A 24,303-nucleotide genomic window follows, 5' to 3' on the forward strand; every position below is an offset into this window, starting at 1 on the left:
GCGTGAACGCGACACCCTAGCGGCGTTTGACGTGACCCCCGCCACCCTCGCTCCATTGCTGATGATTGCCTCGGGCTCGATCCACGCGGTGGTCAACGCGATCATCAAGGGCGGCAGGAGCAAGATGGCGTCGCGCGCCGCGACCGACGGGTCGAGCGCGGTGATCTTGTTGCCGGCGGCGTTGCTGGTGCCGTGGCCGACCGGCGCGTGGGGCTGGCTCGCGGCGAGCGCGGTCGTTCACCTGCTCTATCTCTACGCGATGATCCGCACCTACGAGGCGGCGGATTTCTCCGCCGCCTATCCGGCGATGCGCGGGACCGCGCCGCTCCTCACCGCGGCGATCAGCGTGGCGGTGTTCGGCGAGCATCTCGCGCTGCCGGTGGCGGCGGGAATTGCGCTGATCGGCGCGGCGCTATTCGCGCTCGTGTTCCACCGCCATCTCGGCCGCCAGGCGCTCGGCTGGGCGGTGACGACGGGGAGCACGACCGCGCTCTATACCGTCGCCGATGCACATGGCGTCCGCGCCGCGCCCTCGCCCTTCGCCTATATCGTGTGGGATTTCGTACTGATCGGGATCGAGAGCGTGGCGATCTTCGCGGTCGCGACGAGGGGCCGCGTGTTCGCCGATATGCGCGCGGCGTGGCGGCCATGTGTCATCGCGGGGGCGCTGTCGATCGTGACCTATGGCCTAGCGCTCTACGCGCTGTCGCTCGGCCCGACCGCGCCGCTCGCCGCGTTGCGCGAAACGGGGATGGTCACCGCGCTGATCATCGCCGTCGTTTTCCTGAAGGAGCGCGCGACCGCCAGCCGCATATTCGCGGTGCTCGGCATTCTGGCCGGGGCAGCGTTGATCCTCAGCTAGCGGCGCGGTTTCCCGGTCAGATCGACTCGCCCGATCTCGCGGATGCGGCCCTTGTCCATCTGTCCTTCGACCAGGTCGGTGCCCATCAGCGCGAGGATCCGTCCGCCGGTGAAGATCGGCCGCGAATTGCCGTACCAGTCGATGCACGACACCGCGCAAGCATAGCCGTTCGCTGGCTTGCCGTCGCCGGGCACCAGCTCGCCCGCAGGGTCGAGCTGCTTGGCGCGATCGAACCCGATGAACGACAGCGCCGAGGCATTGCTGTCAGACCAGCCGCGCCCGCTGCGCCATTCGCGTACCGTGGTGGGGAGGCCGAGCAGCCCGCTGTCGTCGGGCCTCACCCAGGCGTTGAACGCGTGGCTGCGGCCCTCGCTCTCGAACCGGCTGGCGAGCAAGACGGTCGAGGCGATGCGCGGACGACCGGCCAGGCTGACGTAGCTGATCGACAGCCCCTTGGCGTCGCGATAGCCGCTGACCATCGCGTCGTTGCCGGTGCGCTCGATCCGGATCGCATTGTGCGGGATGGTGAGCCTGGTGGTCGCCCAGGGCCGCGCGACGGGCACGGCGTAGAGGCTCGTTGTGACCGGCGGCTTCGAGTCGTCGGGCGCGCTCGAATCCCACCCGGTGCGCCCGCCATAGACCAGCCAGTCGCCGACGAAGCGATTCTCGAGCTGCCCGCCCTCGATCGGCGGCAGCGGGGCATAGACCGCCGGCGCGATGTGGCGGATGCGCGCCGAAAACGCCGATAGCGGCACGTCGAGCAGCGCCAGCGGCTTGGCCGCGTCGTACGGCGCGCAATCGCCCGACACGCGCCCGAGCAAGGCGCGCAGATGCCCGCCCGCCGCGTCGAACGCGAACTGGTCCGACGGCACGCCCTCGACCGCGACCGCGCCGATCGGCGCACCGCTGACCGGAATCTTGTAGAGCAACGCCGCATCGGCGCCGCGGTCGCGCCATTCCTCGCCCGCGCGGCAGGCCTTGCGGCGCATGTTGCCGTAATCGATCCCCCACGGGTTGCCGCTCGGCGCGCCGATCCACAGGAAGGCGTCGGTCGGCGAGAGGTAGAATTCGCGCATTTCCGGCCCGACGAACGCCGTGGTGCGGCATTGCAGCCCGGCCTTGAGCGGGCAGAACGAGACGGCGTGGAGCACCGGATCGTCGATCTTGCCGGGCGGCGCGTAGATGTCGGTCGCGCTCAGCAGCGCCTTGCCGCGGTCGGCCTCGCCATCGCCGTCGGCGCGGCGGACGCGCGGGTATTTGAAACCCTGGTCGCCGTCGGACAGATCGACCGGCGTGTAGATGACGAGCGTGTCGCCGATCAGCCGAGTCGCGTAATTGTCGGTCGAATAATAATCGTTCGAGCTGATCAGATAGCGCCCCTCGCGGCGCAGCCGCCCGTCGGGCGCCATCCGGAGCACGGTGATCTCGCTCGCTTCTTCATTGTAGTTGTACGCGGTGACGAGGATGCGGTCGCCGAGCACGAGCATCTCGTCGTACCAGCTCGCCGCCTTTTCCTCGCTGCGATAGACGTCGATGCGGTCGGCGAGGCGCAGCGGCGCGCCCTCGCCCGGGCCGAGATCGACGCTGAACACGCGCCCGTCCTGCAGCACGACCAGATAATTGCCGATCTGCTTGACGATCCCGCCTTCGTCGACCCCGACATTCTGGTTGTTGGTGATGTTGGGGTTGGCGACACGGCTGCCGGTGACGACGATCGCGCCGGCCGACTTGTCCGCCATCGGCGCGGGAGCCGAAGGTGGCGGCGGTGCGGCGGGTGCCACGACCGGCGCGGGGGGCGGCGGCACCGTTTCATATACGCGGCGATCGGGGACGAGGCTTTTGAGGTAGCGGCGGAACGCGGCTTCGGACGTGAAGCGCTGGAGCACCGGCCCGGCCCGGCCGTCGAACAGTTTCGCGTTGGGATCGGTCCGCGCCGATTCGGCGGTGCCGGCGGCGATCAGCAACGTGACGGCGATTGCCGACCGGACGATTCGAGCGATCATCTCGGACTCCCCTTACAGCCTCGAGTGACGAGCCTAGGGCCGCGAACCTGAACGGCAAGCGAATGATACAGGATAACGTTGTTTGGCGATCCTTCCCCTTCCGCGAGAGGATATGAAAAAGCCCGGCGCGATCGCTCGCGCCGGGCTTCTCATCCCCGCTCGGGGAAAGATCAGATCGCGGTCAGGTTCACCGCCGCATATTTGCCGCGGCGATTGTCGACCTCGAGCTCGAACTCGAGCCGGTCGCCTTCATTGAGGTTGGTCATGCCGGCGCGTTCCACCGCGGAGATGTGGACGAACGCATCGGGTTGGCCGTCGTCGCGCTGGATGAAGCCGAAGCCCTTCATCGCGTTGAAGAACTTGACCGTGCCGGTCGCCTTCTCGCCGGTCAGCTCGCGGCCACCGCCACCGCCACCGCGCGGGCCCTCGTCGCGATCGCGCGGCGGGCCGCGGTCGGTCACCGGGAGCGGCTCGCCCTCGATCTTGAGGTCGGTCGCCGAGATGCGCCCGCCGCGATCGACCAGGGTGAAGCCGAGCGGCTGACCTTCGGCCAGGCCGGTCAGCCCGGCCTGCTCGACCGCGCTGATGTGGACGAAGACGTCCTCGCCGCCGTCATCGCGAACGACGAAGCCGAAGCCCTTTTGCGCGTTGAAGAATTTGACCACGCCGGTGCCTTCGCCGACGACCTGCGGGGGCATGCCGCCACCGCCGCCGCCACGGAAGCCGCCGCCACCGCCACCGCGGAATCCACCGCCGCCGCCGCCGAAGCCGCCGCCACCACCGCCGCGATAGCCACCGCCACCGCCGCCATAGCCGCCACCGCCGCCGAACCGGTCACCGCCGCCGAAGCCGCCGCCACCGAAATCACCGCCGCCGCCGCCAAAATCGTCACCGCCGAAATTGTCGCGCTTGTCGCGGCCGCGCCCACCACGGTTACCGCGGCCACCTTTATCGAAACTCATGCCCTGTTCGTCTTTCCGGTCCGCCCAAAATCCCATTCAAGGACCAACACGCCGGACGACGGACGCAGTCCTTCGGACGCAAACAACAGCGCCGCTAGCGTTCCTTAGCCCAAAATACCGGATGCCGCGAACAAATTCGTCTCCGTTCCCGCGCTTGTCATCGCGAAACTTGCGCAGGCGTTGCCGAGACGGCACAGCCCGGGGCATGTCGATCCTTCACCTCCTGTTCGATCCCGCCGCCTGGGCGGCGTTGCTGACGCTGATCGTGATGGAGGTCGTGCTCGGTATCGACAACCTCGTGTTCGTCGCGATCCTGTCGAACAAATTGCCCGAGGCGCAGCGCGCGCGGACGCGGCGAATCGGGCTTGGGCTCGCGCTAGTCATGCGAATCGCGCTGCTGTTCTCGATCTTCTGGATCGTCGGGATGGTGAAGCCGGTATTCGACCTGGGGCTGGCCGGCGCGCCCGATTCGCACGGCAATCCGAGTTTCGAGACAAGGTTTTCGGTGCGCGACCTGATCCTGATCGCGGGTGGCGTGTTCCTGCTCTACAAGGCGACGACCGAGATCCACCACAGCGTCGACCCGGCCGAGTCCGATTCGGCGTTCGACAAGACCGGCAGCCGCAAGACGCTGAGCTTCGGCGCCGCGATCGCGCAGATCGTGCTCCTCGACCTCGTCTTCTCGATCGATTCGATCCTGACCGCGGTGGGGATGACCGACGAATTGCCGATCATGATCGCGGCGGTGGTGGTGGCGGTCGGCGTGATGCTGCTCGCCGCCGACCCACTCGCCAATTTCATCAACCGCAACCCGAGCGTAGTGATGCTCGCGCTCGGCTTCCTGCTGATGATCGGGCTGGTGCTGATCGCCGACGGGTTCGGCGTCCATGTGCCCAAGGGCTATGTCTACACCGCTATGGCGTTCTCGGCGGCGGTCGAGACGCTCAATATCTGGCGCCGGCGCGCGGCGGAACGCCATGGCGGTAACGGTACCAGCCATTGAGCGTTCATCGCCAAGGCGTTAAGGCCGCGCGATGACGGTTCATCTGCACGAGGAAGACATTCCGGCCGACCTGTTCGCGCCCGGCGCGGCGATCGCGGTCGATACCGAGACTATGGGGCTGATCACCCCACGCGACCGGCTGTGCCTGGTCCAGCTGTCGGACGGCGGACCCGATGAGCATCTGGTGCGCTTTGCGGCCGGCAGCGACTATGCCGCGCCCAATCTGAAGGCGCTGCTTGCGGACCCCGGACGCGACAAGCTCTATCATTTCGCGCGGTTCGATCTCGCCGCGATCAAGCACTATCTCGGCGTCACCGCCGCCCCGGTCTATTGCACCAAGACCGCGTCGCGGCTGGTGCGCACCTATACCGACCGGCACGGGTTGAAGGAGCTCGTCCGCGAACTGCTCGGTCAGGATATCTCGAAGCAGCAGCAATCGTCCGACTGGGGCGGGGCCGATTTGAGCGACGCGCAGAAGGATTATGCCGCCTCCGACGTGCGCTATCTCCACAGGATGCGCGACGAGCTCGATCGCCGCCTGGCGCGCGAAGGCCGCACCGAGCTGGCCCAGGCGTGCTTCGATTTCCTGCCGTGGCGCGCCGAGCTCGACCTCGCCGGCTGGCCCGAGGTCGATATCTTCGCGCATGTCTAAACTGGCCGCCAGGAAGCGGTCCGAGCGCCAGCATTGGGCCGCACCCGGGAGCGCGCACGATCACCTCGTCGCGGTGCTCCGCGTCGTCCTGCCGTCGGCGGTCGGCGTGGTCGCGGCGTTGATGGTGTTCCTGCCGCTGACCTCGGGTGGCGACGTCAGCTTCGTGCTCGACAAGAACAAGGTCGAAGTCTCCAAGGAGCGCCTCAAGGTCGAGGCCGCGAACTATCGCGGGCAGGACGACAAGGGCCGGCCGTTCGTGCTGACCGCGCAAAGCGCGCTGCAAAAAAGCGCTGCCGAACCGATCGTCGACATGCAGCAGCTGGAGGCGAAGATGCAATTGCCCAACGGCCTTGCGACGCTGCAGGCGCCGAGCGGCAAGTTCAACCCGATCAACCAGCAAGTCGAGGTCGCCGGGCCGATCACCTTCGCCGGGCCCAACGGGTACAGCCTGCAGGGCAACGCCGCGACGGTCGACATGAAGAAGAAGACGATGATGGGCAGCAACGGCGTGTCGGGCACGGTGCCGCAGGGTACCTTCACCGCCGATTCGATGACCGCCGACCTCGACAATCGCTCGGTCAGCCTCAACGGCCATGCGCGCTTGCGCATCATGCCGCGACGCGCGAAATAGCCCGCCATGCGCATCGCCCTTCGCCTCATCGCCCTCGCCGCCCTGACCGCCAGCGTCGCGGCGCCCGCGCAGCAGCGGCACGACACCAACGCGCCGATCAGTTTCGACGCGCCGCACGCCGAGCTCCAGGATCAGCAGGGGCGCGCGATCCTGTCGGGCGGGGTCATCATCAAGCAGGCCGAGATGACGCTGACCGCGTCGCGCGTGACCGTCACCTATTCGGGCAAGGCGCTAAGCGGCGGGTCGCCGCAGGCATCGCGGATCGACGCATCGGGCGGGGTCGTCGTGACTCGGCCCGATCAGCGCGCGAGCGGGTCGTACGGCGTGTACGATCTCGGCCGGCGGACGATCATCATGCTCGGCGGCGTCCGGCTGACGCAGGGCGCCAACACCGTGAACGGCAACCGCCTGACGATCAATCTCGACACCGGGCGCGCGGTGATCGACGGGTCGGGCGGCTCGTCGGGCGGGCGGGTCACCGGGACGTTCTCCGCTCCCAAACGCAACCAGTAAGCACAAATTTCGGCGAAATCGTCGCGTGGCGCTTCCCTTTGCGCCGCGCTGCGGGCATGAATTCGGCGTGCGCCATGCACGAAGCTTGCCAATTGGCCAGGCGGTAACCATTCGCTAACCAAGACGCGGGCAAATCGGGAGCCGGTATGGACCAGACGACCACCCTCGACGCGATCGATCCGATCGCCGAAGCTCCCCGGATGGACGGGCTGTCGGTGGTGTCGATCGCCAAGTCGTACGACAAGCGCGTCGTACTCTCCGACGTGTCGGTGTCGGTCGGCAAGGGCGAGGTGATCGGGCTGCTCGGCCCCAACGGCGCGGGCAAGACGACCTGCTTCTATTCGGTGATGGGGCTGGTGAAACCCGATTCGGGCCGCATCATGCTCGACGGCGACGATATCACCGGGCTGCCGATGTACCGGCGCGCGATCCTCGGGCTCGGCTATTTGCCGCAGGAAACCTCGATCTTCCGTGGTCTGTCGGTCGAAAAGAACATCCTCGCGGTGCTCGAGCTCGCCGAGCCCGACAAGGCGGCGCGCGCGGCGCGGCTCGATCAATTGCTCGACGAATTCGGGCTGACGCGGCTGCGCGATGCACCCGCGATGGCACTGTCGGGCGGCGAGCGGCGGCGGGCGGAGATCGCGCGCGCGCTCGCGGCGAACCCGTCGATCATGCTCCTCGACGAGCCGTTCGCCGGGATCGACCCGCTGTCGATCAGCGACATTCGCGACCTGATCGTCGAACTGAAGAAGCGCGGGATCGGCGTGCTGATCACCGACCATAACGTGCGCGAGACACTCGACATCGTCGACCGCGGCTACATCATCTACGATGGCCGCGTGCTGTTCGCCGGCACCCCGCAGGAACTCGTCGCCGACGAGAATGTCCGCCGCCTGTATCTCGGCGAGAGTTTCACGCTGTAGCCATGTCTCTCGCGCCTCGCCTCGATCTTCGGCAGTCGCAATCGCTGGTGATGACGCCGCAGCTGCAGCAGGCGATCCGCCTGCTCGCGCTCAGCAATCTCGAGGTCGAGACGTTCATCGCCGAGGAGATCGAGCGCAACCCGCTGCTCGACAGCGTCGGGCAGGAAGATGACGGTCCGACGCAGGAGCGCGAGCCCGAGGCCGCCGCGAGCGACGAGCCGGCGAGCGCCGACGCCTTGCTCAACGGCGACAGTGGCGGCGAGGCGGCGCTCGACGTCGATTTCGCGGCGGAAAGCTTCCACCACGACAGCGCCGCCGATCAGGCCGGGATGGACGGCTCGCTCGGGATGAACGGCGGGTCGGGCGGGATGCCCGAGGACGGGCCGGACCTCGACGCGTTCGCCGACACCTCGCTCAGCCTCGCGGATCATTTGCTCCAGCAGGCCGGAGAAGTTTTGAGCGGGCACGACCTGTTCGTGGCGCAGCACCTGATCGACCTGATCGACGAGGCAGGGTACCTCACCACGCCGCTGCTCGATGTCGCGACCCGGCTGAACGCGCCGCGCGACGAGGTCGAGCGCGTGCTGAAGGTCATCCAGACCTTCGACCCGACCGGCGTCGGTGCGCGCGACCTCGCCGAATGCCTCGCGCTCCAGGCAAAGGAGGCCGACCGCTACGATCCGTGCATGGCGCGGCTGATCGACAACCTCGACCTCGTCGCGCGCGGCGACCTCGCGCGATTGAAGCGGATGTGCGACGTCGACGACGAAGACCTTGCCGATATGATCCGCGAATTGCGCAATTACGACCCCAAGCCCGGCTGCAAATTCGGCGGCGAGGCGATGCAGGCGGTGACCCCGGACCTGTTCATCGCGCGGCGTAAGGACGGCTGGGCGATCGAGATCAACGCCGCGACGCTCCCGCGCCTGCTGGTCAACCGCAGCTATTATGTCGAGCTGTCGTCGGGCCCGCAGGACAAGGCGTCGAAGGCGTGGCTGTCGGACATGCTCGCCAGCGCCAACTGGCTGGTGAAAGCGCTCGACCAGCGCCAGCGGACGATCATCAAGGTCGCGAGCGAGATCGTGAAGCAGCAGGAAGCGTTTTTCTTGCACGGCGTCGCGCATCTCAAGCCAATGACGCTCAAACAAGTCGCCGACGCGATCGAGATGCACGAATCGACCGTCAGCCGCGTCACCTCGAACAAATATCTCAGCTGCGCGCGCGGACTGTTCGAGCTGAAGTATTTCTTCACGTCGGCGATCCAGTCGGCCGACGGCGGCGACGCGGTGTCGGCGGAAGCCGTCAAGTCCGCGATCCGCGCGCTGATCACCGCGGAAGATCCGAAGGCGATCCTGTCGGACGACACCTTGGTCGACATGCTCAACGCCAAGGGCTTCGGCATCGCGCGGCGCACGGTGGCGAAATACCGCGAGGCGATGGGGATCGGTTCGTCGGTCCAGCGGCGGCGGCAGAAAGCGCTCGAAGGCGTCGGCTAAGCCTTAGTAATTCGGCAAAACTTATCGGCTATCGCGGGGCTATGACCGCGCACTTCACCGTCGCCGCCGACCCGGCCCGCGATCTCGTCCGGATCAAGATGTCCGGGTTCTTCACGCCCGCCGACATCGACGCTTTCTATGCGGCGCGCGCGGCCGAGCACGCCAAGCTGACCTGCGGGCGCAACCAGCACCTGACGCTCAACGACCTGCGCGACATGAAGGTGCAGGCGCAGGATGTGGTCGCGGCGTTTCAGTCGTTGCTCGCCGATCCGGCCTATCGTTCGCGCCGGCTGGCGTTCGTGGTGAGCCGGACGTTGGCGCGCAGCCAGTTGATGCGCGCGCTCGACCGACGCGTCGCGCGGTGCTTCGAGGATGCCCGCGAGGCCGAGGCCTGGCTGCTCGCGCCCGATGCCGACACTATCGCCGCCTGATTTGACCGCGCGGCCGCGATCGGCCTAGCCAGTCGGGCGAGGGAGAGCGGCATGATCATCGTCACCGGCAGCGTCACCGCCAAGCCCGGCAGCTTCGAGGCCTTGCTCGACGCCGCCCAAGCGCACGTCCACCGCTCACGCACCGAGGACGGGTGCATCAGCCATGCGGTGCGGATCGACAGCGAGGAGCCGATGAAGCTCGTCTTCTTCGAGGAATGGCGCGACGTCGCGGCGCTACAGGCGCATTTCGCGACGCCCGGGGTGCAAGAATTGCTTGCCGCGTTCCGCGAGCATTCGTCCGCGAGCGAGAAGATCACCGCGTACGAGGCGACCAAGCTGCCGCCGCTCGTCTAGTCGTAATCGACTTTTGGGTACCAGTCGACTCCGCGACCCGCGGGGATGGTGTCGAGCACGTTCCACAGCGGCGACATCTCCGGCGCGCCGCGAGGGTCCTGTCCCGGGTCCTGCGTCCCGCCCAGCTCGCTGCCCCAGAAATGGCGAATGGTGCCGTCCGTGTCCCTGGTGAACACGTCGTAGGACGGCCAGTCGCCGTCGTCGTGCCACGCATGATGGTCGCGCCCGAATGCCTCGGTCGGGTCGCTGAACAGCGGCAGCCCGCGCCAGCCGCGCTCCTCGGCGAAATCGTACAGCCGCGACACCGGCGAGCGCGCGATCACCGCCAGCCCGATTTTCTGCCGCAAATCGAGCGCGTTCGCGGCGAGCGCGCCGACGAATTGCGTGCACATCGGGCACGGCCGTTCGCGCTCCGGCCCGAACATATAGCAATAGGTGACGAGCGTATCGTGCCCCTCGAATAGATCGGCGAGGTGGACCGGGCCGTCCTTCCCTTCGAACACATAATCCTTGGTCACGACCGGCGCCTCAGGGAGCGCGCGGCGCTGTGCGGCGACGCGTTCGAGGTGGCGGCGCAGCTCGATTTCCTCGGCGATCAGCGAGGTCCGCGCCTTGGTGTAGGCGGCGCTTTCGCCCGGATAGGGGCGGTGCGCCTTGGCGGCGAGTTCGCTTGCCGGAATCAGGTCGTCGGCCATGCCGCGCTCCTCAGTCGTCTTCGTCCTCGTAACCGACCAAGGCTAGCGCGCGCGCCTTGATCTGGCGCGTCATGCACCAGTGGATCAGCGCTTCCTCGCGGCCGTGCGTCACCCACACTTCCTTCGGCGCGATTTCGGTCAGCGTGTCGGTCAGTTCGTCCCAATCGGCGTGGTCGGAGAGGATAAGCGGCAGCTCGACCAATTTCTGCCGCGCGCGCTGGCGCACTCGCATCCAGCCGCTTGCCATCGCGGTGATCGGGTCGGGCAGGCGGCGCGACCAGCGGTCGTTGAGCGCCGAGGGCGGGCACATCACGATGCGGCCCTGCAATTCCGCCTTGGGCACGCCGGTCGCGGGGCGCAGCTCGCCCAGGTCGACGCCGAGCTCGACATAGAGGTCGCACAGCCGCTGGAGCGCGCCGTGGATATAAATCGGGTCGTCGAACCCCATGTCGCGCAGCTCGCGGATTACGCGCTGCGCCTTGCCCAGCGCGTACGCACCGACCAGGACGCAACGCTCCGGGTTGGCGCGGAGCGTCGCGAGCAGCTTGTCCATCTCGTCGTGCGTGTCGGGATGGCGGAAGACGGGCAGCCCGAACGTCGCTTCGGTGACGAAGACGTCGCATTTGACGGGGACGAAGCGCGCGCAGGTCGGGTCGGGGCGGCGCTTGTAGTCGCCCGACACGACGATCGTCTCGCCGCGATGCTTCAGCACGACCTGCGCCGAGCCGAGCACGTGCCCCGCGGGGACGAACTCGACCTCGACCCCGTTCATGTCGAGCTTCTGCCCATACTCGACCGCATGGCCCGCCTGCGGGCCGTAGCGCGTTTCCATGATCGCGAGCGTTTCGAGGGTCGCCCACACCGCTGCATGTCCGCCGCGCGCGTGATCGGCATGACCGTGCGTCACCAGCGCGCGCGGGCTCGGCACCGACGGGTCGATCCACGCGTCGGCGGGCTTCACATAGATGCCGTGGGGCTTGGGATCGATCCAGTCGCCGAGCTTCGCCATGCATCCTATATGGTCGGGATGCGCTTGAGTTCCCAGTGACGAACCTTCCCCAACCCTTGACCGACTGGTTCGCGTCGCGCGGGTGGCGGCCGCGGCGGCATCAGCTCGAAATGCTCGACGCCGCGCGCGCGGGACATCACGCGTTGCTCGTCGCGGCAACCGGGGCGGGGAAGACGCTTGCCGGATTCCTGCCGACGCTCGCCGAGCTGATCGAGGCGCCGCAGGAGGGCTTGCACACGCTCTATGTCTCGCCGCTCAAGGCGCTGGCGGTCGACGTGCAGCGCAATTTGCTGACTCCGATCGAGGAGATGGGCCTCGACATCCGTGTCGAAACGCGCACCGGCGACACGCCGAGCGACCGCAAGGCGCGGCAGCGCGTGCGCCCGCCCAACATCCTGCTGACCACGCCCGAATCCTTGTCGCTGCTGCTGAGCTACCCCGACAGTTTCACGATGTTCGCTGGCCTGCGGACGATCGTCGTCGACGAAGTCCACGCTTTCGCGACCGGCAAGCGCGGCGATCTGCTCGCGCTGTGCATGGCGCGGCTGCAGCGGATCGCGCCCGCGCTGCGCCGCGTCGCGCTGTCGGCGACGGTGGCCGATCCCGACGGTTACCGCGCCTGGCTCGCGCCCGACGGCGATATCGGTGCGGTCGACCTCGTGATCGGCGAGCCCGGCGCGGCGCCCAACGTCTCGATCCTGCTCCCGCAGGACCGCGTGCCCTGGGCGGGGCATTCGGGACGCTACGCCGCCGAGCAAGTGATGGCGGAGATCGAGACGCACAAGACGACATTGGTCTTCTGCAACACGCGCAGCCTCGCCGAGCTGATCTTCCAAGATCTGTGGAAGGTCAACGCGATGTCGCTGCCGATCGGTGTGCATCACGGCAGCCTCGCCCGCGAGGCGCGGCGCAAGGTCGAAGGCGCGATGGCAGATGGGCGGCTGCGCGCGTTGGTCGCAACCGCCAGCCTCGATCTGGGCGTCGACTGGGGCGACGTCGATTGCGTGATCCAGATGGGCGCGCCCAAGGGCGCGTCGCGGCTGACGCAGCGGATCGGGCGCGCCAACCACCGGCTCGACGAAGTGTCCGAAGCGATCATCGTGCCGGGCAACCGCTTCGAATATCTCGAAGCGCGCGCCGCGATCGACGCGGTCGAATCGGGCGCGCTCGACGAGGACGTGTTCCGACTGGGTGCGCTCGACGTCCTCGCGCAGCACGTCATGGCGTGCGCGTGCGCGGCGCCTTTCGATCAGGCCGAATTGCTCGACGAGATACGCTCGGCGCTGCCCTATTCGGCGCTGTCGGACGAATTGTTCGACCGTGTGCTCGGCTTCATCCGTGACGGCGGCTATGCACTCAAGGCATACGACCGGTTTAAGCGGCTGACGCAGGAGGCGGATGGCCTGTGGCGCGTGAGCCACCCGCGGTTCGTGAGGCAGCACCGGCTCAACGCCGGGATCATCGTCGAGGCGACGATGCTCACCGTGCGCTTCAAGAACGGGCGGACGCTGGGCAAGGTCGAGGAAAGCTTCGGCGCGACGCTGTCGGTCGGCGACACCTTCTTCTTCGCCGGAATCAGCTGCGAAGTGCTCAGGATCGACACCGAGGACCTGCTCGTCCGCGCCTCCGCCAAGCCCGCGCGGATCCCGACCTATGGCGGCGCGCGGATGCCGATCTCGACCAACCTCGCCGACCGCGTCCGCGCCTTCCTCGCGACGCCGGAGGAGTGGGGCCGCTTCCCCGACGACGTGCGCGAATGGCTGGAGGTCCAGGCGTATCGCTCGGTGCTGCCGCGCGCCGACCAATTGCTGGTCGAGACCTTCCCGCGCGACAAGCGCCACTACATGGTTGCGTACAGCTTCGAAGGGTGGAACGCGCACCAGTCACTCGGCATGCTGCTCACGCGGCGGATGGAGACGCAAGGGTTGAAGCCGCTGGGCTTCGTCGCGAGCGATTACGCGATCGGCACCTATAGCCTCGAACCGGTGACCGACCCCGCCGCGCTGTTCTCGCCCGACATCCTCGAGCACGAATTCGTCGACTGGGTGCAGCAGAGCCATCTGCTCAAGCGCGCGTTTCGCGAAGTCGCGGTGATCGGTGGCCTCGTCGAGCGCCAGCATCCGGGCAAGCGCAAGACGGGCAAGCAAGTCACTTTCTCGACCGACCTGATCTACGACGTGCTGCAGAAATACGAGCCGACGCATCTGCTGCTCCAGGCCGCGTGGGACGATGCGCGCGCCAAGATGACCGACGTCGGGCGGCTCGCGCATCTGCTCGACCGTGCCGCCGACACGATGGTGCACGTCGACCTCGACCGAGTCTCGCCGCTCGCCGTTCCCGTGCTGACGCTGATCGGACGCGAGCGAGTCGCGACGGGGACCGCCGACGACGACTTGCTCGCCGAAGCGGAAGTGCTGGCGCGCGAAGCGATGCGGATAGATTAGCTGTATTATCCGCTTGGTACGCGGCCGCAACGGGCGTACACTCGACGCACGATGCGCAGTTGGGGTTTCTGTGTAGCGATAGCGGCAGGCGCAATGGCGATGCCGCTCCTCGCCTCGGGCGGTCAGCCGCAAAAGGATGCCGGCTTGCCGCCGTCCGCAGTGCAACCCGCGACCGCGCCGGCCGAGACGCTCGGCTTCGCCGACCGCGCCAGCCGGATGACCGTGCCCGTGTCGGTTGACGGCAAGGGCCCCTACGCCTTCATCGTCGATACCGGCGCCGAGCGATCGGTAGTGTCGCGCGAGCTCGCCGACACGCTCGGGCTCGATGCCGGCGCGCGCGCGCGGCTGTTCGACTTCGCGGGGTCGAGCACGGTCAACACCGTCAAGGTCGTCTCGCTCACCGCGGGTTCGCTGAGCACTTCGGCGATCGAGGCGCCGGCGCTGTCGGCGGCCAATCTCGGTGCCTCGGGCATGCTCGGCATCGATGCGCTCCAGGGCCATCGCGTGATCGTCGATTTCGACCATAACCGGATGACGCTCGCCCCGGCGAAACGGCACGCCAAGGGGGAGATCGTCATGCGTGCCGAAGCTCGCCTCGGCCAGCTGATCGTCACCAAGGCATGGTTCGAAGGGCACCCGATCGATGTCGTCATCGATACCGGGTCGTGGATCAGCGTCGGCAACAAGGCGATGCTGGCGCTGGCCAAGCGCAAACCCCGCAGCCTGGGGCCGATCACGACCTATTCGGTCACCGGCCGTTCGTTCGATGCCGATTACGTCATGATCAACGATGTGCGGATCGGCGACATCAAGTTCGACAATTTCGGGCTGTCGTTCGCCGACGCGCCGCCGTTCGCGCGGCTTGGGCTGGCCGACAAGCCGGCGCTGATCCTCGGCATGAGCTCGCTGAAGATGTTTCGCCGGCTCGAGATGGACTTCGTCAACCGCGAAATCGCCTTCACGCTGCCGCGCGGGCCGATCAATTTCCACGATACGTGCCGCGGCGTCGCCAATTGCAAGACCTTGTGATGCGCCGGGCGGTTCGCCTCGGCCTGGCCGCCGCCGCGGCGATCGCGGCGCCCCTGTCCGCGCAGAACGCCAAGCTGCCCCCCAATGCGCCGGTCGATCCCGCCGCCGCGAGTCCCGACACCATCGGACTCGGCGTCGAGGACATGCGCATGACGGTGCCGGTGTCGATCGGCGCGAGCGGCCCCTATCGCTTCGTCATCGACACGGGCTCCGAACGCACCGTCGTGTCGCGCGAACTAGCGGGGACGCTCAACCTCGCCGCCGGGCGCCGCGTGCGAGTGACGACGATGACGGGGCAGGGCGAGCTCGCCACCTTTCTGTTGCCCGCGCTCCAGGTCAGCATGGTCAAACCCGACACGATCGAAGCGCCCGCGGTGTCGGAGGCCAATCTCGGCGCGCCGGGCATGCTCGGGATCGACGCGCTCAAGGGGCATGCCGTCTCGATCGATTTCGACCATAATCTGATGGAGGTACGCCCGGCGAAAAAGCGCGGTGCGGCGGTCGGCCCCGACGATATCGTGATCCGTGCGAAGAACCTGTACGGCCAGTTGATCGTGACCGATGCGAGTTATCGCGGGCGGCGTATCTCGGTGGTGATCGACACGGGTTCGCCGATCACGATCGGCAATCTCGCGATGCTCAAGCGCGTGCGCACCGAAAGGTCGTTGGGAAATGTCGGGCTGTTGTCGGTGACCGGGCAATGGCTCCAGGCCGATTACCGCATCATCGATTCGCTCAACATCGCCGGAATCGAGTTCAACAGCGTCCCGATGGGATTCGCCGATGCCTTGCCGTTCAAGCGGTTCGGGCTGACCAACACCCCGGCACTGATGCTGGGCATGGACACGCTCAAGCTGTTCCGCCGAGTCCAGATCGATTTCGCCAACCGCGAAATCCGCCTGACGCTGCCCAAGGACGTGCGGGTCGATCCAGCGGTGCGCTTCGGATATTGACGCGGTCACACCGGTTGCCACGCCCGTGATTTAACGCTCTACTCCCTGGATCGTCGATAGCGTCAGGGGGTGGGCATGCGTGGCATAGGATGGATCGTCGCAGCGGCGCTGGTCGGGCAATCCCTGCCCGCGGCGGCGCAAACCCGGCCTGACCAGCAAGCGTTCTTCGCGCTCTACAAGGAACTGGTCGAGACCAACACCGTGGTCGACGTCGGGAGCTGCACGCAGGCGCGCGACCAGGTCGCCGCGCGGATGAAGGCGGCGGGCTATACCGACCAGGATCTCACGCCCTTCTCGGTGCCCGATCATTCCAGGGACGGCGGGCTGGTCGCGGTGCTGAAAGGGAGCGATCCCAAGGCCAAGCCGATGCTGCTGCTCGCACATATCGACGTGGTGGCGGCGAAGCGCGAGGATTGGGTGCGCGACCCGTTCAAGCTGATCGAGGAAGGCGGCTATTATTACGGTCGCGGCAGCGTCGACGACAAGGCGATGGCGGCAATTTGGGCCGACGCGATGATCCGTTTCAAGCAGAGCGGCTACAAGCCCAAGCGCACGATCAAGCTCGCGCTGACGTGCGGCGAAGAGACCACCTACGCGTTCAACGGCGCCGAATGGCTGGCCAAGAACCAGCCCGACCTGATCGCGGCGGAGTTCGCGCTCAACGAAGGCGGCGGGGGGCGCTACGGCAAGGACGGCAAGCGCGAGCTGCTCGCGATCCAGGTCGGCGAGAAGGCCGCGCAGAACTTCACCTTCACCACCACCAATCCGGGCGGGCACAGCTCGCAGCCGGTGCCCGACAATGCGATCTACGAGCTCGCCGATGCGCTCAAGCGCGTCCAGGGTTATGAATTCCCGATCAAGTTCACCGACACGACGCGCGCCTTCTTCGGGATGGTGGCGAAGGCGCCGACCACGCCGCGGCCGATGGCGGACGCGATCACCAGCTTGCTCGCCAACCCCAATGATGCGGCGGCCGACAGGATCGTCAGCCTGGACAAGGCGATGCACTCGACGCTGCGCACGACTTGCGTCGCGACCTTGCTCAAGGCGGGGCATGCCGAAAACGCGCTGCCGCAAAGCGCGACCGCCAACATCAATTGCCGCATCTTCCCGGGCGAAAGCGTCGACGAGACGCTCGCCAAGCTGAAGGAACTCGCCGGGCCGAAGGTAACGGTGACCGCCAACATGCCGATTCGCCCGATCGGCATTCCGCCCAAGCTCGACCCGAAGATTACGGCTCCGATGAAGACGCTCGCCGACAAATATTTCCCCGGCGTGCCGATGCTGCCGTCGATGTCGACCGGCGCGACCGACGGCATCTTCCTCGAAGCGATCGGCATCCCGGTCTACGGGGCGCCGGGCGTCTTCATCGATTCCGATTTCAGCGGGGTGCACGGGCTCAACGAGCGGATCCGCGTGGAGTCGCTCTACACGGGGCGCGACTATCTGTTCGATCTGGTCAAGGCCTATGCCGGGTAGGCTGAGGCGAGGCAGCGGCGCGAAGTGAATTCGCGCCGTCGGCCGACGCGTTGCGTCGCCGGCCGAGCTCGCCGCCGAGACGCGGAATAGCGGGCTATTCCGCTGCAGCGAGCCTAGACCGTAACCTGTTCGCCCAGCTCCAGCACCTTCCCCGGCGGGATGCGCAGGAAGTCGGTCGGGTCGCTGGCGTTGCGCTGGAGGAACATGAAGATGCGGTCCTGCCATAACGGCATGCCGACATCGGCGTCGGCCTTCAGCGTGTTGCGGCCGATGAAATAGCTCGCCTTCATCGGATCGAGGTCGAGCAGCCCGGCCTTGGCGGCGGCGGCGAGATCGTGCGGCACGTCGGGGCTTTCCATGAAGCCGTAGCGCAGCACGACGACGCTGAAATTGTCGTCGAGCCGCTGGATCTCGCAGCGCTCCGCCGGATCGACCTGGGGCATGTCGCTGGTCTTTACCGAGGCGATCAGGTTCTGCGCGTGGAGCACCTTGTTGTGCTTGAGATTGTGGAGCAGCGCGCCGGGCGCCGCCTTGGGCGTGCCGGTCAGGAAGATCGCGGTGCCCTCGACGCGCTCGGGCGGGCGGCGCGTCAGCGCGGCGGCGAGATCGGCGAGCGGCACGCTCTGGCGTTGTTCGAAGGTGCGCACGATCGATTTGCCGCGCACCCAGGTGAAGATGAGGAAACCGATACAGGCGGCGATCAGCAGCGGCACCCACCCGCCCTCGATCACGCGCAGGATGTTCGCGCCGAAGAAGATCAGGTCGAGCGTCAGGAACGGCAGGATCAGCGCGATCGCCCAGGGCCGCGGCCAGCGCCAGCGGTGCCGCACGACGATATAGGCGAGACACGTGGTGACGACCATCGTGCCGGTCACCGCGATGCCGTACGCCGCGGCCATCGCCGACGAAGTGCGGAACTGGACGATCAGCACCAGGATGCCGATTAGCAGCAGCCAGTTGACCGACGGCAGGTAGATCTGCCCGGCATAATCGGCGGAGGTGTTGCGCACGCGCAGCCGCGGCAACAGCCCGAGCTGCACGGCCTGCTGGGTCAGCGAATAGGCGCCGGTGATCACCGCCTGGCTGGCGATGATCGAGGCGAGCGTCGCGAGCACGATCAGCCACGGCCGTGCAGCGTCGGGCGCCATCAGGAAGAACCAGTCGGCATTGGCGAATTTCTGCCCGGCGGCGGTGCCCGCCTCGAGCTTGTGGAGCGTATAGGCGCCTTGCCCGAGATAGTTGAGCACCAGCGCCGGCCAAACCAGCCCGAACCAGGCGAGCCGGATCGGCGGGAGGCCGAAATGCCCCATGTCGGCGGTCAGCGCTTCGGCGCCGGTCACCGTCAGGAATACCGCGCCGAGCACGAACAGGCCGAGCATGCCGTGGCTCAACAGGAATTCGACCGCATAATAAGGGTTGAGCGACCACAGGATGCCGGGCTCGTCCATGATGTGCCACAGCCCGAGCCCGCCGATCACGACGAACCACAGGATACAGACCGGCCCGAACAGCACCGAAACGCGCGCGGTGCCGCGCCTCTGGATCGCGAACAACCCGACCATCAGGACGATCGTGATCAGCATGATCTGCGTTTCGGTGAACGCTTGCGCCTCGCCGGGGAGCGTGCGCAGCCCCTCGACCGCGCCCAATGTCGTGAGCGCCGGCGTGATCATCGCGTCGCCGTAGAACAAGGCCGCCCCCGCCGCGCCCAACACCAAGGCGGTGCGCGAGCGCCAGCCGAGCGCGCGCCGCGCCAGCGCCGCGAGCGCGAGCACGCCGCCCTCGCCGCGGTTGTTCGCGCGCATCAGGAAGGTCACGTATTTGACCGACACTACGAGGAACAGGGTCCAGAGCGCCAAGCTGAGCACGCCGAGGATCTCGTCGGCTTGCAGTCCGTCGGCGGCGGCCTGGCCGAGCGCTTCGCGAAACGCGTAGAGCGGGCTGGTACCGATATCGCCGAACACCACGCCGATCGCGCCGATCGTCAGGCCGAGCAATATCTTGCGGGGCATCGCCCCCTTGGACGCTTTGGCGCCGGATGTCATGGAATCACTGGCCTGCCGATGAGGACGGCGCGCTTTACGCCTGTTTTCGCGTCATGCAAGCGGGATTTGCGGGCGTGATCCAAGCCATTGATCGCGCGACTCGATTGCGGCATGGGCGAGAAATGGTTCCCTTTTCGTTCGCCGGCCACAGCCTCGCCGCGCTGCCCGAGGGCGCGCTGTACTGGCCGGCGCGACGCGCGCTGATCTTGGCGGACCTGCATTTCGAGAAAGCAAGCTGGTTCGCGCAAGGCGGCCAGATGCTGCCGCCGTACGACAGCGCGGCGACGCTGGCGGCGATCGAGGCGTTGGTCGCCGCGACCGACCCGCTCGAGATCTGGTGCCTGGGCGACAGTTTCCACGACGTGCGCGGGTGCGAACGCTTGCCCGCAACCGAGCAGGCGCGGTTGCGCGCGCTGACCGCGGCGCATCGCTGGACATGGATCGTCGGCAACCACGATTCGGCGATCGGGGATCCGTGCGGCGGGGTGGTGATCGACGAAGCGATGGTCGACGGGCTGGTGCTGCGCCACGAAGCCGACCGCCGCGACCCGCGCCCCGAACTGTCGGGGCATTTCCACCCCAAGCTGCGCGTGCGCGTGCGGGGACGGTTGGTGTCGCGGCGCTGCTTCATCGCGACCGAGAGCAAGCTGATCCTGCCCGCGTTCGGCGCGCTGACCGGGGGGCTCGATGTCGGGCACCCGGAGATCATCCGCGCGGTCGGGCGCCACGGCGAGGCGCTGGTGCCGATCGCCGACCGGCTGCTCAGGTTTCCATTGGCGGCGTGACTATTTAGCGAGTTGCGGAAAGGCTGCCCTGAACGCCGCGACCTTGGGCTTGTCCCAGGCGACGATGTACGGGTGATTGGGGTTCTTGTCGTAGAAGTGCTGGTGATACTCTTCGGCAGCAAAGAAGCGACCGGTTTCCAGCTTGGTCACGATGGGCCGCGGGAACGCCTTGGCGCGAGTCAGCTGCGCGATATAGGCCGCCGCGACGCCGCGCTGCGCCTCGTTCTGCGGGAAGATCGCGGTGCGATAGCTCGGCCCCGAATCCGGCCCTTGTTGGTTGAGCGAGGTCGGGTCGGTCGCGATCGAGAAATAGACGCGCAGCAGCGTGCCGTAGCTGACCACGCGCGGGTCGTAGGTGATCCGCACCGCTTCGGCATGGCCGGTGCGCTCGGTCGATACCTGATCGTAGGTCGCGGATCCCGCCGTGCCGCCGGCATAGCCTGACGTCACCCCGGTGACGCCCTTCACGCGCTCGAACACCGCAGACACGCCCCAGAAGCAGCCGCCCGCGAACACCGCGACGCGTGGACTCGCGGTCGGCACGACATCGCGCGCAGGCGCGGGGATGACGACGGCGCGCTCGGCACCCGCTAGGCTGGGACGCGCCACGGCGAACACGAGGCCGCCCGCGAGCGCGATAGGGAGAAGTGGCTTGATCATGATCGGTCTCTGTCGTTCCTTCATATAGGAACGGCGCCGGGGCGGCCAAGGAGGCACCTTAGTTCGCGGTCTGCGCGATCGTCGCGGGAGCGTGCGGAACGGTCTCGGCGGTCGCCGGGTGGAGCGCCAGCACGCCGATTCCGCCGAGCGCGAACCCGCCGAGGAAGCGCCACAGCATCGCCGATTTGAAAAGGGTCTTCATGACTCTTGTTCCCTTGTGTGCGGCCAGGAAGTCGGCGCGAGGCTGCTCCGCTTCAACCATCGATCGGTGAACAATAAGTTTCCCGGACTGAACTTTACCTGATCCGCGCGTTCATCGGCGGGCAGGGAAGCTTAACGCAGCGCGGCGCACGCCGTCTGGATGCGCTCGCACGCTTCGCGCAACAGGTCGTCGGAGGTTGCGTAGCTGATCCGCATCGCCGGCGAGAGCCCGAACGCCTCGCCCTGCACCGCCGCGACGCGCGCATCGTCGAGCAGATAGCCGACGAAATCCCCGTCGGTCGCGATCACCCGGCCATTGGGCGTGGTCTTGCCGATCAAGGCGGAGAATTCGGGATAGACGTAGAACGCCCCCTCGGGCCACGGGCAGGTGATCCCGCTCGCCTGGTTGAGCATCGACACGACCAGATCGCGGCGCGACTGGAAGATCGCGGCATTGTCCTTGAGGAAGCCCTGATCGCCGGTCAGCGCGGCGACCGACGCCGCCTGCGCGATCGAGCAGGGGTTGCTGGTCGATTGCGACTGGAGCTTCGACATCGCCTTGATCAGCCATGCCGGCCCGCCCGCGAACCCGATCCGCCAGCCGGTCATCGCGTACGCCTTGGAACAGCCGTTCGCGGTCAGCGTGCGATCGTAGAGCGAGGGGCAGACCTGCGCGAGCGTGCGGAACTGGAAATCGTCGAACACGATGTGCTCGTACATGTCGTCGGCGTAGATCCACACTTGCGGGTGGCGTTCGAGCACTTCGCCGAGCGCCTTCAGCTCAGCCTCGCTATACGCGGCGCCGGTCGGATTGGAGGGCGAATTGAGGATCAGCCATTTGGTGCGCGGCGTGATCGCCGCGTCGAGCTGCCCGGGCTTGAGCTTGTAATTCTGGTCTGCCCCCGCGGGCGCGAACACCGGCGTGCCCCCGGCGAACAGGATGACGTCGGGATAGCTCACCCAATAAGGCGCGGGGATCACCACTTCGTCGCCCGGATCGAGCGTCGCGACCATCGCGTTGAACAAGGTATGCTTGCCGCCCGAGTTCACCGAAATCTGGTCGATGGCGTAATCGAGCGCGTTGTCGCGCTTAAACTTCATCTGCACCGCCGCCTTCAACTCGGGGGTGCCGTCGACGTTGGTATACTTCGTCTGGCCGTCGCGGATCGCCTTGATCCCCGCTTCCTTGATGAACTCGGGCGTGTCGAAATCGGGCTCGCCCGCGCCCAGCCCGATCACGTTGACGCCCTCGCGCTTCAGCTCCGCCACGCGGCTGGTGATCGCGAGCGTCGGCGACGGCTTGATCCGGTTGAGCGCGGCGGAAGGCTGCATCGACGAGTCCCCTGTGTCGCGCAGGGCTATAGCGACGGCGCGTCCGCGTTCGCAACTGCAACAACGGCAGGCAGGAGGCCGCGCAGCGCATTGCCGATGTAGAAACCGTGCGCGAGGTCGGCGCGGGTGAGTACGGCCTCGACCGCGCGGCCGGTGTCGAGCAATTCGCTGCGCAGCACGCCGGGAAGCAGCCCGAGCCCGAGCGGCGGGGTAAGGAGCATGCCGTCGCGCTCGACGAACAGACTCATGAAACTGCCCTCGGTGAGTTGCCCGTCGCGCTCGAACAGCACCTCGAACACGCCGTCGCGCGCGTCGTCGTAGAACGCACGGTCGGTGGTCTTGTGGCGCAGGCGGAAATCGGCGCGCGCGACGGGCATGGGCACGATCTCGACCGCGATCGGGCCGTCGGGGGGCGCAGGCGGCGGCGCGACCTCGATCGCCACCGCGCCCGATTTCGCGAGCAGGAGGCGGATGCATTTCGCCTCGCGCAGGCGGAAGGTCGCGGCCTGGAGCTCGTTGCGCGCGGCATGGCGATCGAACGCGAAGCCGAGCAGCGCGGCGCTGGTCTTCATCCGCGCGAGGTGGCGTTCGAGCAGCGCGATTCCCTCTACGGGATCGAACGCCATCGTCTCGATCAGGTCGATCGTGGGCGACCCGGCGGCCACGAAGTCCATCTTGGCGAGCGCTTCGTCCCATTCCTCCGCCTCACGCGAATCGGCGACGATTCCCCCGCCCGCGCCGAGCGTCGCGTGGTCATCGTCTCCGGAAATCGCCAGCGTGCGGATCGCGACGTTGAACATCGCCCCGCCATTCGCATCGAGCCGTCCGATCGCGCCAGTGTAAGCGCCACGCGGCGCGCTCGACGCTTCGACCCCGGCCAGCGCTTCGATCGCGCGAATCTTGGGCGCACCGGTGATCGACCCGCATGGGAACAGCGCCGCGAGCACGTCGATCGCGTCGTCGCCGGGGTTGAGCGTCGCGGTGACGGTCGAGGTCATGGTGTGGATCGTCGGATAGGTCTCGACCGCGAACAGCTCGGGCACCGCGACGCTGGCGGGCACGGCGACGCGCGACAAATCGTTCCTTAGCAGGTCGACGATCATCAGATTCTCGGCGCGCTGTTTCGTATCGCTGCCCAATTCGGCGGCGAGCGCGCGGTCCTCGGCCGGCGTGCTCCCACGCCGCGCGGTGCCTTTCATCGGCCTGGCGGTGAGCTTCACCCGGTCGAGCGCGAAGAACAATTCGGGCGACAGCGACAGCAGCCAGTCGATCCCGGTCGAGACGACCGCGCCATAGCCGGCGCGCGCGTTCGCCCGGAGCCGCGCGTAGAGCGCGAGCGGATCGCCCGCGACGGGAACGCGCGCTCGGTAGCTGAGATTGGCCTGATAGATGTCGCCCGCCTCGATCAGCGCATTAACCTGTTCGAAGCGTTCGGCGTACCCGGCGCGGTCGACATCGGGCTTGGGCGTGCCAGCCCAGGCCGAGGCGGGATTGGGGAGCAGGCCGGGCACATCATCCGGTGCGATTTCCTCATAGCTTTCGAACAGCCCGAACCACAGCAGCGGCGTGTCGCTCGCCGGCAGGCTACTGAGCGCCGGTTCGAACGCCGCCGCCGCTTCATAGGCGATGAACCCCGCCGCATGGAGCCCGCGGTGCCGCGCCGCGCGGAGCCGGTCGAGCGCGGGCTTCACCTCGATCACCGCGCGCGCTTCGACCGTGCCGGCCGGCGCCTGGTACAGCCGCGCGGGCGCCGCGCCGGTCTCGCGGGCGTCGTCGAGCAACACGAAGGGGCGGTCGCGGCGGATCACGGCACCTGAGATGCAACCGACAGCGCGCTCAGG

Annotated in this window: 23 protein-coding genes; 14 read left to right on the forward strand and 9 right to left on the reverse strand. The window is 67.4% G+C overall.

What is annotated here, in order from left to right; translation table 11 throughout:
- Positions 1 to 31: 31 nt before the first annotated feature.
- The gene (locus tag E7773_RS09030; protein ID WP_293990327.1) at positions 32 to 862 is read left to right on the forward strand and encodes a DMT family transporter; all 831 of its coding nucleotides are present in this window, start codon (positions 32 to 34) and stop codon (positions 860 to 862) included.
- Here E7773_RS09030 and E7773_RS09035 read toward each other — a convergent pair.
- On the reverse strand, positions 859 to 2,865 hold the full coding sequence (locus E7773_RS09035; RefSeq protein WP_293990328.1) for a beta-propeller domain-containing protein: 2,007 nt from the start codon (positions 2,863 to 2,865) through the stop codon (positions 859 to 861). The genes E7773_RS09030 and E7773_RS09035 overlap by 4 nt on opposite strands.
- Before the next feature lie 170 nt (positions 2,866 to 3,035).
- Positions 3,036 to 3,827: a cold-shock protein gene (locus E7773_RS09040; protein WP_293990329.1), complete on the reverse strand. Its 792-nt coding sequence runs from the start codon at positions 3,825 to 3,827 to the stop codon at positions 3,036 to 3,038.
- Positions 3,828 to 4,032: 205 nt separating this feature from the next.
- Between E7773_RS09040 and E7773_RS09045 the strand changes: the two genes are divergently transcribed.
- The 8 genes from E7773_RS09045 to E7773_RS09080 all read left to right on the forward strand — a co-directional run bounded on the left by E7773_RS09045 (position 4,033) and on the right by E7773_RS09080 (position 9,830).
- A complete protein-coding gene (locus E7773_RS09045) occupies positions 4,033 to 4,830 on the forward strand; it encodes a TerC family protein (RefSeq protein WP_293990330.1) in 798 nt (265 codons plus the stop codon).
- A gap of 31 nt (positions 4,831 to 4,861) precedes the next feature.
- Positions 4,862 to 5,482, forward strand: a complete 621-nt coding sequence (locus tag E7773_RS09050) for a ribonuclease D (RefSeq protein WP_293990331.1) — start codon at positions 4,862 to 4,864, stop codon at positions 5,480 to 5,482.
- Positions 5,475 to 6,113, forward strand: coding sequence for an LPS export ABC transporter periplasmic protein LptC (gene lptC, locus E7773_RS09055; RefSeq protein ID WP_293990332.1), 639 nt, complete (start codon positions 5,475 to 5,477; stop codon positions 6,111 to 6,113). The genes E7773_RS09050 and lptC overlap by 8 nt, the downstream gene beginning before the upstream one ends.
- A 6-nt stretch (positions 6,114 to 6,119) precedes the next feature.
- On the forward strand, positions 6,120 to 6,626 hold the full coding sequence (locus E7773_RS09060; protein WP_293990333.1) for an LptA/OstA family protein: 507 nt from the start codon (positions 6,120 to 6,122) through the stop codon (positions 6,624 to 6,626).
- Positions 6,627 to 6,772: 146 nt separating this feature from the next.
- Positions 6,773 to 7,549, forward strand: a complete 777-nt coding sequence (lptB, locus tag E7773_RS09065; protein ID WP_293990334.1) for an LPS export ABC transporter ATP-binding protein — start codon at positions 6,773 to 6,775, stop codon at positions 7,547 to 7,549.
- 2 nt (positions 7,550 to 7,551) lie between these two features.
- The gene (gene rpoN, locus E7773_RS09070) at positions 7,552 to 9,045 is read left to right on the forward strand and encodes an RNA polymerase factor sigma-54 (protein WP_293990335.1); all 1,494 of its coding nucleotides are present in this window, start codon (positions 7,552 to 7,554) and stop codon (positions 9,043 to 9,045) included.
- 41 nt (positions 9,046 to 9,086) lie between these two features.
- Positions 9,087 to 9,476: a hypothetical protein gene (locus E7773_RS09075; protein WP_293990336.1), complete on the forward strand. Its 390-nt coding sequence runs from the start codon at positions 9,087 to 9,089 to the stop codon at positions 9,474 to 9,476.
- Positions 9,477 to 9,527: 51 nt separating this feature from the next.
- Positions 9,528 to 9,830 carry a putative quinol monooxygenase gene (locus tag E7773_RS09080; RefSeq protein ID WP_293990337.1) on the forward strand — a complete coding sequence of 101 codons (303 nt, stop codon included), beginning with the start codon at positions 9,528 to 9,530 and terminating at the stop codon, positions 9,828 to 9,830.
- On the opposite strand, the gene E7773_RS09085 is transcribed toward E7773_RS09080, so the two are convergent.
- Both E7773_RS09085 and E7773_RS09090 read right to left on the reverse strand, forming a co-directional pair.
- Positions 9,827 to 10,525, reverse strand: a complete 699-nt coding sequence (locus E7773_RS09085; RefSeq protein WP_293990338.1) for a DUF899 family protein — start codon at positions 10,523 to 10,525, stop codon at positions 9,827 to 9,829. The genes E7773_RS09080 and E7773_RS09085 overlap by 4 nt on opposite strands.
- Positions 10,526 to 10,535: 10 nt before the next feature.
- Complete coding sequence (locus tag E7773_RS09090; RefSeq protein WP_293990339.1) at positions 10,536 to 11,534, reverse strand: ligase-associated DNA damage response exonuclease; 999 nt, start codon at positions 11,532 to 11,534, stop codon at positions 10,536 to 10,538.
- A 35-nt stretch (positions 11,535 to 11,569) separates the two neighbouring features.
- On the opposite strand from E7773_RS09090, the gene E7773_RS09095 reads away from it, so the two are divergent.
- The 4 genes from E7773_RS09095 (at position 11,570) to E7773_RS09110 (ending at position 17,439) form a co-directional block, all read left to right on the forward strand.
- Entirely contained in the window at positions 11,570 to 13,978 is a 2,409-nt protein-coding gene (locus tag E7773_RS09095; RefSeq protein WP_293990340.1) for a ligase-associated DNA damage response DEXH box helicase, read from the forward strand.
- A 93-nt stretch (positions 13,979 to 14,071) separates the two neighbouring features.
- Complete coding sequence (locus E7773_RS09100; RefSeq protein WP_293990341.1) at positions 14,072 to 15,007, forward strand: retroviral-like aspartic protease family protein; 936 nt, start codon at positions 14,072 to 14,074, stop codon at positions 15,005 to 15,007.
- Complete coding sequence (locus tag E7773_RS09105) at positions 15,007 to 15,960, forward strand: retropepsin-like aspartic protease (protein ID WP_293990342.1); 954 nt, start codon at positions 15,007 to 15,009, stop codon at positions 15,958 to 15,960. Before E7773_RS09100 ends, E7773_RS09105 begins: the two co-directional genes overlap by 1 nt.
- Positions 15,961 to 16,035: 75 nt before the next feature.
- A complete protein-coding gene (locus E7773_RS09110) occupies positions 16,036 to 17,439 on the forward strand; it encodes a M20/M25/M40 family metallo-hydrolase (protein ID WP_293990344.1) in 1,404 nt (467 codons plus the stop codon).
- Between the two features lie 113 nt (positions 17,440 to 17,552).
- Here the strand turns inward: E7773_RS09110 and E7773_RS09115 are convergent, their stop codons facing one another.
- Positions 17,553 to 19,451 carry a potassium transporter Kup gene (locus E7773_RS09115; RefSeq protein WP_293990346.1) on the reverse strand — a complete coding sequence of 633 codons (1,899 nt, stop codon included), beginning with the start codon at positions 19,449 to 19,451 and terminating at the stop codon, positions 17,553 to 17,555.
- 155 nt (positions 19,452 to 19,606) lie between these two features.
- Here E7773_RS09115 and pdeM point away from each other — a divergent pair, with 155 nt between their 5' ends.
- A complete protein-coding gene (gene pdeM / locus E7773_RS09120; protein ID WP_293990348.1) occupies positions 19,607 to 20,269 on the forward strand; it encodes a ligase-associated DNA damage response endonuclease PdeM in 663 nt (220 codons plus the stop codon).
- On the opposite strand, the gene msrA is transcribed toward pdeM, so the two are convergent.
- From msrA to pabB, 4 genes are all read right to left on the reverse strand, one after another.
- Complete coding sequence (gene msrA / locus E7773_RS09125) at positions 20,270 to 20,929, reverse strand: peptide-methionine (S)-S-oxide reductase MsrA (protein ID WP_293990350.1); 660 nt, start codon at positions 20,927 to 20,929, stop codon at positions 20,270 to 20,272.
- Between the two features lie 58 nt (positions 20,930 to 20,987).
- Positions 20,988 to 21,131, reverse strand: coding sequence for a hypothetical protein (locus E7773_RS09130; RefSeq protein WP_293990352.1), 144 nt, complete (start codon positions 21,129 to 21,131; stop codon positions 20,988 to 20,990).
- Positions 21,132 to 21,262: 131 nt separating this feature from the next.
- Positions 21,263 to 22,462 carry a pyridoxal phosphate-dependent aminotransferase gene (locus E7773_RS09135; RefSeq protein ID WP_293990354.1) on the reverse strand — a complete coding sequence of 400 codons (1,200 nt, stop codon included), beginning with the start codon at positions 22,460 to 22,462 and terminating at the stop codon, positions 21,263 to 21,265.
- A gap of 26 nt (positions 22,463 to 22,488) precedes the next feature.
- The gene (gene pabB / locus E7773_RS09140) at positions 22,489 to 24,270 is read right to left on the reverse strand and encodes an aminodeoxychorismate synthase component I (RefSeq protein ID WP_293990356.1); all 1,782 of its coding nucleotides are present in this window, start codon (positions 24,268 to 24,270) and stop codon (positions 22,489 to 22,491) included.
- Between the last annotated feature and the right edge of the window lie 33 nt (positions 24,271 to 24,303).

Source organism: Sphingomonas sp. (assembly GCF_004799495.1).
Lineage (GTDB): Bacteria > Pseudomonadota > Alphaproteobacteria > Sphingomonadales > Sphingomonadaceae > Sphingomonas.